Consider the following 9,992-nt stretch of genomic DNA (forward strand, 5'->3'; position numbering starts at 1 on the left):
GTCCGCCGTTACCAGCACGTCAAAGGGAAAATCAAAGCCGATGGCCTTGGCGGTGGCAAGGTTCAGGGCGATGGAAGGCTCGGACTGGTCAAGCATGGGCAGGGTGCGCGGCTGCGTGCCGCCCAGTATGGCGTGGGCCTGTCCGGCCAGCGCAATGCCGCTGGGGCCGAAATTCCAGGTGGAAAAGCCCATGAGCGCTCCGGCTTTGACATACTCCGAGCCATCACGCGCAAAGGTGGGGATCTTCCACTGATTCAGTTTTTGCAGCAGCGGGGCCATGCCTTCGCCGCCGATATCAAAGCAGTTCAGCGGGCCGATAAAGAAGGCGTCCATGCCCTGTTTGCGCAGCTCGTCCAGCCCCTTGCGGCATTCCTCAGTACTTTCTGCAGAGGAGAGGCCATCGTAGAGCACAAGGGAAAATCCCAGCTCCGTGGCAATGGCCTGAGCATCGCCAAGTGCTGCGTACACGCGGCCTTCCTGACTGTTCTGGAACATGATGCCCATTTTGTGAAAGCGCACCACATCGTAAAAAACGCGGAACATGGAAGACCAGCGGTCAACTTCCACCCGGCAGGTAAAGTTGTCCACGCCTGAATCCTGCGCGCTTTTGACAACCCCGGCAGCCACAGGGTCAGCCATGCCCATGCCCAGAATGGGCAGTCGGCCATCGTTGACCGCCAGCAAGGCCTTGACCGCCGCCGTGCCCATGCCCACCACAAGGTCAAGATCCTTGCGTTGCAAAAGCTGTTTTGCCATTTCAGGCAGGCGGCGCATCTGCGCTGGTTCCCAGCCGGGGCTGAAGCGCGCATCGGCAGGGTATTCGCAACGGATGTCGTCATACTTGCCCATACCTTCGCGAAAGGCGCTCCAGGTATTGTCAAACAGCCAGAACGGCCCGGCCTCAAGATAGCCGATGCGTTTTACAGGCGGATTGGCGCAGGCGGGAGGGCAGAAGGCGAGAAACAGCCCGCCCAGACAGAGCACGACCAGAATCAGCGTGCGCAGGTGTGGCAAAAGTGCGGCTGCATGGGGGCGTTGCCCCTGGTTTTGCTGCGGGCGCAGCAAAAGGCAAGGGCCATGGGCAGTAATTGGAAAGAGCATGCTTACTGCGCCGCGTGAAAGAGAGCGTTCATCAAAATAGTATCCGTATGCAGCCTAGCAGCGCGTGGGCTTTTTGGGGCTTGAGGCGATGACAAGCAGCAGCCCCACCAGGGGGGTCAGCAGAACACTGGCAAAAAAGTTGCCCCAGAATCCCAGCCGGGAATTGATGCCCAAAAGCCCGATCAGCAGGCTCATGCCCAGTATGAGAGCGAACAATAGCACAGCGGGCCTCCTTTATTGTCTGACAGCGCCGCCACGGTGCGGTTGCAGCAGTGTTTTATTCAACCTCTGGATGTAATCCGATACATTTTCTCCAGGGGCGATCCAGCCAGCCCCGGCGGGCGCTTGGGCCTCGGCAGACGTGGCAGGATTCTGCCTTGCTGAGTCGTTACGCGACCCGTACTTCGGCGCATACTGCGCCCCGGATTGGGACTCGTGCTGGATTTGAGGGCGCAGGCCAGAGTGCGAATTGGGCCGGAACGGGGGCGTTTTGCCGGGTTCGGGCCGCATCTGCCCTGGCTGAATTTGGCCTGGGCGCATATCTTCGGGCCGCTTCTGGTCGGGGCTGACCGAATCTGTTCCCGACATATCCGGCTTGGCAGGCGACTGCTGGGCGCCCTGCACGGAAGCCTTGGGGCCAGCCCCCTGATTGGCGGCTTTGCCAGCGTTTGCAGTATCTGGCGCGCCTGCGCCAGTGGGCGAATCAGCATTGAGAATAACAGGCAGACCATCCTTGCCGCCGATCACAACCACCTTGGCGTTGGACGAACCCGCAAGCTCCTTGGTGGCCTGAATGCCTTCGTAGCGCAAAAAGTTCTGCGTCATGTTTTCGTTGACAAGCGTCTGGTAGGCCTTGATGCCTTCGCCTTCAATGGTCTTGCGGCGGGCTTCCTGCTGGGCTTCAAGCAGAATGTACTTGTAGCGCAGGTAATCCTGCTCCGCTATGAGCTTGCGTTCAATGGCCTCGCGCAGCACTTCGGGCAGGGTGATGCTTTTGACCACAAAGCCCTGAATAAGAATGGGGATACGCCCCATTTCTTCCACAGCGTCTACCAGCATCTGGTCTTGCAGTTCCTGCCGCGCTGTGGAGTAGAGGTCGTCTGGGCGGTAGCTGCCGATGGTTTGCCGCACGGCGGAATTCATGATGGGGATGACGACCTTGTCGCGGTAGTTCGGGCCGATTTCCTGATGCAGGTTGGGCAGGCGGTCGCGGATGATCTGAAAACGCAGCGAAATCTGCACATTGATGGTCAGGCCGTCCACGGTCAGCACATCGATGTTCTGGGTTTCTTCCTGCACGCGCACATCATAGATGTACATGATGTTCCACGGCTGGATAAAATGTATGCCTTCCTCGTAGGTGTGCTGCAACTGTGTGCCGCCGCGAAAGCGCGCGTACAGAACGCCCAGCTCGCCGGGCTTGATGGAAATGACGATGCTCGGCCAGAGAAACAGGAGGAGCAGCGTTGCGATAACACCCGCGACGATGATCCGCAGGCGATTGCGGCGCAACACTTCCCGTATATTTGCACAGACGCTTTTCATTGGTCCAACCGGTAGGTTTGCTGTGTATATTGCGCGGAGCCGCGCCAGAACATATCAAGCGTATAGTCTATGCACTGCCTTTCAAACAGAATGCAGCGTTCTTTGTCGTCTTCCGTCTGACCCATGCAGATATTGTAAAGAATGGGGCACATATCAACATTGAGCACAAATTCGCCAAGATTGGGGCGTGAATGGATTCCCTTGCGGGCGTGGCGCACGAGGCTCTTGACATATTTGTTATTGCAAATCTGGATGCGCTGCCCGTAATCGTGGTTTTCTTCGTAGCATTTCAGCCTGTTCTGAATGGTTTGCGTGTTTTCCACAGCATTCACTTCAGAGGGCATGGTGTCGCGCACATTGTTGTACAGTTGGCGTACAAGCTGAATATTGGAATTGCCTGTAAGATCCTTGGCCTCGACCGCACGCTCTGTATACAGGCACAGCAGGGCCGTCAGAAGGAGGGCAAGCCGCAGAAAATGGCTGCTCATGCCTGCGCCCCTTCGCCAAAGGGCTCTTCCACAAAGCCGCCTTCACGCATGGTCAGCACCCTGTCGGCCACGTGGAAGTAGCGGTCGTCATGCGATATGGCCAGGATTGTGCCGCCCTGGCGGATGATGTCGGGCAGCAGTTCCTCATAAAAGTAGCGGCGGAAAACAGGGTCGAAATCCGCGGCCACTTCGTCAAACAGGTAGATGTGGCGCTTTTCAAGCAGCGCGCAGGCCAGGGCAAGACGTTTACGCTGCCCGGCAGAGAGATCAAGCGTGGAGAACGTGCCGTCTTCAAGCAGGCTCACCTTGGTTTCCATGTGCAGGGTGCGCAGCACATCAGTGAGCTGGGCCGGAGTGATGTTCAGGCCGAGGGGCCGCGAAAACAGGTGATAGTCTGTAGGCACAATGGTGAAGAGGTTGCGGTAGGATTCCATGTTGACGTCGGAAAGCATGACGTTGTTCAGGAACATTTCTCCGCTCTCGGGCGCATACAGCCCGGCCAGCACCTTCATGAAGGTGGACTTGCCCGACCCGTTGCCGCCGCGAATAAACACCAGTTCGCCCTTGCGCAGTTCAAAGCTGTCCACCGCGATGCCGAAAAGCCGCATGCCGTTGCGGTCATGGTAGTCAAAACGCACATCACGCAGGGCGATGGAGTCAAAAGACGGCACAGTCGGGTCGGCCTGCTGCCAGCGCGCCTTGACGCCCGCGCTTTCAAAGGGTTCCGTCACGGCGTCTATCTGCGATTCCACAGCTGCAAGTTCCTGCAGGCTCATTTCTACCTTTGCCATCATGGGCACCGAGGTAATCAGGCTGATGAGCGGGCTGAGGCTGAACATGCACAGCACCAGCAGCGAGGAAGTCTCCGACGTTTCGAGGTTCAGAACCTTGGGCATGATAAAAAGTATCAGCCCCAGAATCAGCAGATTGAACATGGCAAAAAATGATATGCCAAGGGCGTGCCTGTGCTCGGTGGCATCGCGGGCTTCTGACGCCACAGAAAGATCAGGGATGATCTGCTCGCCAAACAGCGCCGTAGTTTTGGGCTTGTGCATCTTGAGCTGCTGCAGACCGGCATAAAGGTCGCGCAGGCCTGCGCAAAAGCGCTGGTCGGCCTGCATGGCTGGCCCCATGTGCGCATGCACCTTGTTGATAAGGTGCAGAAAAATCCAGAACCCCATGGCAAGAAAAAGAAAAACTCCCAGTGTACCGGGAATGGACACCGTTGCCATTTTGGCAAAAGAGAGGGCCACCATCACCGTGTTGGCAGAGGCCGCCACCAGCATGCGGGCCGCTTCAACCACCATTTCGCGTCCGTCAAGCAGAGCGGATTGGATACGGTTTTTGTCCAGCTTTTCATATTCCAGCAGGGAAACGCCGCGCAGCTTGGCGGCAATGCGCATGCGCCATTCCATGATGCCGCGCAGGGCAATCTGCGCCGATCGCCCCGTTATGTAGCGGAAGAGAAAATAAAAGGAGGCGAGGCTCACCAGAAAAGCAAGAAAGGTACTGAATTCCAGCCCGTCTTCAGAAAGCTGCTGCAAGCCCTGAAGCACCGAAAAAACGGCAAGCCCCTGCATGATGCCTGAACCGAGGCACGCGGCGGCAATTTTTTTGCCTTCCTCGCCGGCCTGTTCCCACAGAAGTTTCAGAAAAAGCGATTCTTTCAGTTGCAGCATGTGGTTCTGTGGCCCCGGTGTTCAGGTGCGCCGCGCATTACAGCATGCCCGGCGGTCTTGTATGCGCCCCTTTGCAGTGCAGGGGCTTTGGCAAACCAATAGTCAACGCTGCCGCAACGGCAGCAACGGCCTTTGCAAAGGCCTGGTATGCGTGCTCTGGCAGCCTGTTACGGCATACGCGCTGCTGGAAGCGGCGGGCGTAATAGCCAACACTTCCGTAAGAGCCAGTTGCCTGGCCCTTACGAAAGGCTCCGATTCCCGAAACCGTCAGAGATCGCCGATATTAGGCCGCGTCTGTACCCGCTTCTTTGGCGGGGGCTTCAGCTGCGGCTTCGTCCTTGGTTTCTTTTTTCATCTTGTTCTTGATCTTGCCGACGAAGGTTTTGCCTTCTTCAACTTTTTCCTTGAAGTAGGTTTTAGCTTCTTCGGCATTGAAATCAATCAGGTTGCCGCCCTTTCTGAAGTGGCGGTCAAAAACCCAGCCAAGGGCATAGGTGCTGGCGCCGCCCATGATGCTGATGGTGGCAGCGCCTGCGGTGAAGCCAATGACCGGAATGCTTTTCAGCAGCGAGGCGGCCAGGGGCACGCTTGCCGTGGTCAGCAGGCCGCCGCACAGCGAAGAAATAATGGATTTGACGCGTTCTTTTTTGAATTCAACGCCGTGAGCCTTGGCCAGCGCGTGAATAAGCTCGATCTGGAGGGCGGAGAGGCCCAGAAAATCTACAAGGGGCACCGGCACAAAACCAATGCCGATAGCGCCGTACACGCGCTTGCGGATGATGGCGTCCACCACTTCTTCAGAAGGGCAGGCGCGTTCGCACTTTTCCGTTTCAGCAGCGGCCTCGGATTGGCAGGCCATCTGATCTTCAACGCCGTCGACCTTGTTTTCCAACGTATCTTTTGTCATGTGCAACCTCGTTGTGACCGGTTTCAGGGTTACGGGAATTCTATTGGGCAACGACCGTTTTATCAACGCCCGCCAGTGTGACGTCAAAGAGTTCATCTGCCGAAATGAGCAGAATCAGCGGCAGATCCATGCCCATCTTCTGGGCAGTCACCAGATTCAGCGCAATCTTGGGCGTATAGGCCGCTGTTTCAAGCTGGGTATTGGGCGGCAGCAGCCCAAGCTGGGCGGCAATATGGTCAGCATAAAATTTGCCAAGAGGAACATAATCAAGGGTCGAAAGCCCCATCAGCGCGCCCCTGCGCACGTGTACGCTGCCATCGCGCGCAAAGGTCTTGATGTGGTGGGCATTGAGCGTGTCAAAGATGGCCTGCGGGTTGGCCTGCGTCCAGTCAAAGCAGTTGAGGGCCGAAATGTAAAAGGCATCCACGCCAGCGGCCATCAGCCTGTCCACGCCCCTGGTGCACGACTCGATGCTCTCCGCCTTGTCCAGAAAGGGGTACTCCACAAGGGTAAAGCCGCGCTCGCGCGCAACTTCGCGCGCTTCCCGCACGTTGGAGTACGAAAGGCCCTCGGGGCTGTCGTGATACATGATGCCAAGGCGAAGAAAGGGCAGCGCTTCATGAAACAGGGCAAAGACCTTGAACCATTTGTCCTTGGTGTAGCGGATGGTCAGGTTGGCGGCGCCCTTGCCGGTGGCGCGATCCACAATACCAGCGCCGGCCGGGTCGGCAACGTCAACGCTCATGATGGGGGTTCTGCCGTTGTTTTCGGCAAGCAGGGCCTTGGTGGCTTCTGTCCCCATGCTGATGATGACGTCGATATCCGGATTTTGCATCAGTTTGCGGGCCTCTGCGCGGTAAACGCTCTCAGAGGCATCCCAGCCAGGGCTGATGTACAGTTCGTCCGGCAGGATGACGCGGTCGACAACTCCGCGTTGCCGCAGGGCCTTGATGATTTCTTTTTGCAGCAGGGTAAATTCCCAGTACGGTCCGGCTTCAAAATAGGCCGCAACCTTGGGACGCGAGGCTTTGGGCTGGGAGGGGGCCGGGGCTGGCGCTGCCATCTGTTCCACTGGCGCGCGCGGGGGTGCCGCCTGCACGTTTGCGCACAGGCATACTGCGCAGCAAAGTGCTGCGACAAGCGTGGCGAAGAACGATCCGAGGCGACTGCTCATGGAACAAAATACCCTATGATGCGTTCTTGGTGACACAGTGTGTCCGCCGATTGGCGGTTCTACCCAAAAACTGGAGTGGATTTTTTCCAAAATCCGTGCGGAGCAGACAAGCATTTTAATGGCAATCTGCGCTATTGGCGGTGTTGGGCCACACGGATTTTTACATGGGCGCAAAGCCATACGCGCAGGTTTCAACATACCAGAGGAAAAGCGGTATCGTCCACATGAATTTGGTGCGCTCATCGGCATTTCTGCATGTTTTTTGGCGGTTTGCAGGAGTCAACAGGCAAGGCGGACAACAACGTCAAGGCAGGGGCTTTGAGCCGCCATGCTGCACTGGTAACCGTCTGTTGTTCTGATGTCTCGGCTTGTCCACAGCCCGCCATCTTCAAGCATTGCAGCTGTGCCTTGGACAGCGTTTGCAGTGAAGGATGCTATCCAGCCGCTCTCTTGCGGCCCGGTGTGTACGCTGAAGCTTTGCAAGGGCATGCTCAGGCCCATGCCCACGGCCTTGATCACGGCCTCCTTGCGCGTCCAGCAGCGGTAAAAGGCCCTTTGTAGCTCCGCCGGGGGCAGGGATAGCAGGTCTTTTTGCTCCTGGGGGTGCAGCTGGCTGGTCAGCTCCGCCGCATCGGGCAGGGGGCGCATTCTTTCCACATCAATGCCCACGCGTGCGCATCGGCAAAAGGCCACCCATACCATGCAGCCAGAATGGCTGATGGAAAAATCAGCGGATACTCCAGGGCAAAAGGGCTTGCCGTATGGGGAGCGGGCAAACACTACGGCACTGTCCTGCCCATAGGCGGCGCGCAGCAGACGCCGCGCCAGCGCCCTGCCTGCCAGATGCCGCGCCGAATCTTCCATGTGCGCATAGCGCCCGGCCTCCTGCTGTTCCTGCGGGGTGGTGTGGGCTGCGCACTGGCTGGGCCATTCAGCAATATTTTCTAGCTCCAGGCCAACGCACAGGATGGACTTTTCCGGTGCGTTAGGCACGCGCCAGTCGTGAAAATGTTGCGCCAGCACCGTCTAATCCGCTGGTTGCAGGGCGTGCGTCATGTGGTCTGCCAGATCCTGCCAGTGATCCTGAACGTAAAAATGGCCGCCGCTGAAGGTGCGTACCGTGCATTGCGCATCTGTCAGGGTTCGCCAGTGCAGGGCGTCAGCCTCGGTAACGAGATCATGGCTGCCAATGGTTGTGTGGATAGGCAAGGGCAGTGGGCTGTAGGGGGCGGGCTGCCAGCCTTCTATGGCCATAAAATCAGCGCGGAGCACAGGTTCAAGGTAGTTTCTGAAATCCTGCGACTGCGCAATCTCGGGCGGAATGCCGCCCATGCGGGCCACGTAGTCCCACAGTGCACCCTGGGGGAGCTGATCGACAGGGCATGAAATTCCGGTGCGCATCCGGCCTGGCGTGGTGGCGGACGAAATGAACAGGGCCCTGGGCAAGGGCAACGCCGCATCACAGGCGAGGCGCGCGCAAAGAAAGGCCAGCAGCCCGCCCATGCTGTGGCCAAACAGGGCATAAGGGCCAGTGTGGGCGGTGGAGCGGATCTGCTCCAGCAGGTCACGCCCCATGCTTTCCATGTTGGTAAGCAGCCGCTCCCGACAGCGGCGCCCTTTGCCTGGCAGTTCCAGAGGTCTTATGGTGATCCATGCCGGAAAAAATTCGTTGAACCTTGCATAAAAGGCGGTATTGCCCCCAGCGTGGGGAATGCAAAAAAGTGTTGTAGCCGTGTGTTGCATGTGTTGCGCCTACAGTTCAACCCATCCGGCATCGTCATCAAGTTTTTGAATGATGATGCGTGAGGCCTGTTCTTCATGTCCGATACGGGCATGCATCTGCTTGAGAACAATATTGCCTTCGCTGATGCCGCAGATTTCCAGTTTGCCGATGTCGTGACCGATTATGTACTTGAAGCGTTTGCCATAGCCGCTGAGTTGCGCCTTGGCCTCATCCACAATGGCAATGCCCTGCTTGAGCGGCAGTTGAAAATGGTGCCGCACCCGCGAAACCGGCATGCACTGGTACAGATAGTACGGGTTCACCCCAATGGAAAGCAGGCGGTTCATCAGTTCGACAATGTCTGCCGCACTGTCGTTGACGCCGCGCAGCAGCACCGCCTGATTATTGATGGTGGCCCCGCACAGGCGCAATCTTTTGATGGCCTCGGTCGAGGTAAGCGTGATTTCACGCGTATGGTTGTAGTGCGTGGCAATGTACAGAGCCTTGCGTTCGGCAAAGGCGCGCAGGGCGTCCATGAGTGCGTCGTCAAAGATGCGCAGCGGATAGGTGACCGGAATGCGCGTGCCGATGCGCACAAAATCCACATGGTCGATCCCGGCCAGCCCCTCCAGCATTTTTTGCAGCACTGGAGTTGCGAGCGTCAGGGGGTCGCCGCCGGAAAGAATGACGTTGTTGATCTTGGGATGGTCGGCAATGTATTGCAGCGCCCCGGCAAAGTTGCGCAAGGTCTGCTGGCTGGAGTGCCCCACAATACGGCGGCGAAAGCAGTGGCGGCAGTGCATGGCGCAGCATTCTGTTGTGACCAGCAGTGCAGTGCAGTCGTATTTATGCAGTACGCCATTGCCCTTGTCGTGTTTGTCGTCGCCGTAGGGGTCGGCAGTGGTCGCGCCCATGGATCCGGCAACCACCAGTTCTTCCGCATCAGGAAAGCACATGCGGCGTATGGGATCGCCGGGATCGTTTTTATCTATAAGGCTCAGATAATAGCGGGGAATGTTGACCGGGTGCACATTGGCGACTTCGCGAAGCGCTGCTTCCTCTTGTGGACTGAAGGTGGCGTATTGCTTCAACTGGTCGATGGTGACGACATTGTTGGCAAGTTCCTTTTTCCAGTCAAGGCATTTCCAGCAAGGTTCAGCGTCCATTATTCCGGCCTCGGTTTGCGGATGGGTTTTCTGTTGCTCAGGCGTTTTGGACGTGCCTGAACACCCGGATACAGCGTTATTGTTGAGGAAATACATTCAATATCCGGTTTTCGTTCTGTTTGTGAATTTACGGCAAAAACTGTCCAAAGTATATGTAAAACTTGCTAATATACAGGCTGTGAGCTATTTTGCCCACCATATTGCACAAA

General features: G+C 57.4%; 10 protein-coding genes. All 10 read right to left on the minus strand.

The genetic code is table 11. The features are described from left to right. A partial coding sequence (locus tag VEZ52_RS11995; RefSeq protein WP_324837019.1) for an ABC transporter substrate binding protein occupies positions 1 to 1,101 on the minus strand: 1,101 nt, incomplete at its 3' end. Positions 1,102 to 1,155: 54 nt separating this feature from the next. After that, positions 1,156 to 1,323: a hypothetical protein gene (locus VEZ52_RS12000; RefSeq protein WP_324837020.1), complete on the minus strand. Its 168-nt coding sequence runs from the start codon at positions 1,321 to 1,323 to the stop codon at positions 1,156 to 1,158. A gap of 12 nt (positions 1,324 to 1,335) precedes the next feature. After that, positions 1,336 to 2,646 carry a prohibitin family protein gene (locus VEZ52_RS12005; protein ID WP_324837021.1) on the minus strand — a complete coding sequence of 437 codons (1,311 nt, stop codon included), beginning with the start codon at positions 2,644 to 2,646 and terminating at the stop codon, positions 1,336 to 1,338. Then, the gene (locus VEZ52_RS12010; RefSeq protein WP_324837022.1) at positions 2,643 to 3,134 is read right to left on the minus strand and encodes a hypothetical protein; all 492 of its coding nucleotides are present in this window, start codon (positions 3,132 to 3,134) and stop codon (positions 2,643 to 2,645) included. The genes VEZ52_RS12005 and VEZ52_RS12010 overlap by 4 nt, the downstream gene beginning before the upstream one ends. Next, positions 3,131 to 4,813, minus strand: coding sequence for an ATP-binding cassette domain-containing protein (locus tag VEZ52_RS12015; RefSeq protein ID WP_324837023.1), 1,683 nt, complete (start codon positions 4,811 to 4,813; stop codon positions 3,131 to 3,133). The genes VEZ52_RS12010 and VEZ52_RS12015 overlap by 4 nt, the downstream gene beginning before the upstream one ends. Positions 4,814 to 5,096: 283 nt before the next feature. Further along, positions 5,097 to 5,720: a YcjF family protein gene (locus VEZ52_RS12020; RefSeq protein ID WP_324837024.1), complete on the minus strand. Its 624-nt coding sequence runs from the start codon at positions 5,718 to 5,720 to the stop codon at positions 5,097 to 5,099. A 40-nt stretch (positions 5,721 to 5,760) separates the two neighbouring features. After that, the gene (locus VEZ52_RS12025) at positions 5,761 to 6,894 is read right to left on the minus strand and encodes an ABC transporter substrate binding protein (RefSeq protein WP_324837025.1); all 1,134 of its coding nucleotides are present in this window, start codon (positions 6,892 to 6,894) and stop codon (positions 5,761 to 5,763) included. A 279-nt stretch (positions 6,895 to 7,173) separates the two neighbouring features. Then, positions 7,174 to 7,887, minus strand: coding sequence for a 4'-phosphopantetheinyl transferase family protein (locus VEZ52_RS12030; protein WP_324837026.1), 714 nt, complete (start codon positions 7,885 to 7,887; stop codon positions 7,174 to 7,176). A gap of 33 nt (positions 7,888 to 7,920) precedes the next feature. Further along, positions 7,921 to 8,637, minus strand: coding sequence for a thioesterase II family protein (locus VEZ52_RS12035; RefSeq protein WP_324837027.1), 717 nt, complete (start codon positions 8,635 to 8,637; stop codon positions 7,921 to 7,923). 9 nt (positions 8,638 to 8,646) lie between these two features. Continuing rightward, the gene (locus tag VEZ52_RS12040) at positions 8,647 to 9,783 is read right to left on the minus strand and encodes a KamA family radical SAM protein (RefSeq protein WP_324837028.1); all 1,137 of its coding nucleotides are present in this window, start codon (positions 9,781 to 9,783) and stop codon (positions 8,647 to 8,649) included. Between the last annotated feature and the right edge of the window lie 209 nt (positions 9,784 to 9,992).

Origin of the sequence: Desulfovibrio sp. (assembly GCF_035644575.1) — a bacterium.
In the GTDB taxonomy this organism is placed as follows: Bacteria; Desulfobacterota; Desulfovibrionia; order Desulfovibrionales; family Desulfovibrionaceae; genus Desulfovibrio.

Excerpts from the sequence above, each read along its gene's own strand:
- VEZ52_RS12005 (WP_324837021.1), bottom strand. The coding sequence starts at position 2,646 with ATGAAAAGCGTCTGTGCAAATATACGGGAAGTGTTGCGCCGCAATCGC.
- VEZ52_RS12010 (WP_324837022.1), bottom strand. The coding sequence starts at position 3,134 with ATGAGCAGCCATTTTCTGCGGCTTGCCCTCCTTCTGACGGCCCTGCTG.
- VEZ52_RS12015 (WP_324837023.1), bottom strand. The coding sequence starts at position 4,813 with ATGCTGCAACTGAAAGAATCGCTTTTTCTGAAACTTCTGTGGGAACAG.
- VEZ52_RS12020 (WP_324837024.1), bottom strand. The coding sequence starts at position 5,720 with ATGACAAAAGATACGTTGGAAAACAAGGTCGACGGCGTTGAAGATCAG.
- VEZ52_RS12025 (WP_324837025.1), bottom strand. The coding sequence starts at position 6,894 with ATGAGCAGTCGCCTCGGATCGTTCTTCGCCACGCTTGTCGCAGCACTT.
- VEZ52_RS12035 (WP_324837027.1), bottom strand. The coding sequence starts at position 8,637 with ATGCAACACACGGCTACAACACTTTTTTGCATTCCCCACGCTGGGGGC.
- VEZ52_RS12040 (WP_324837028.1), bottom strand. The coding sequence starts at position 9,783 with ATGGACGCTGAACCTTGCTGGAAATGCCTTGACTGGAAAAAGGAACTT.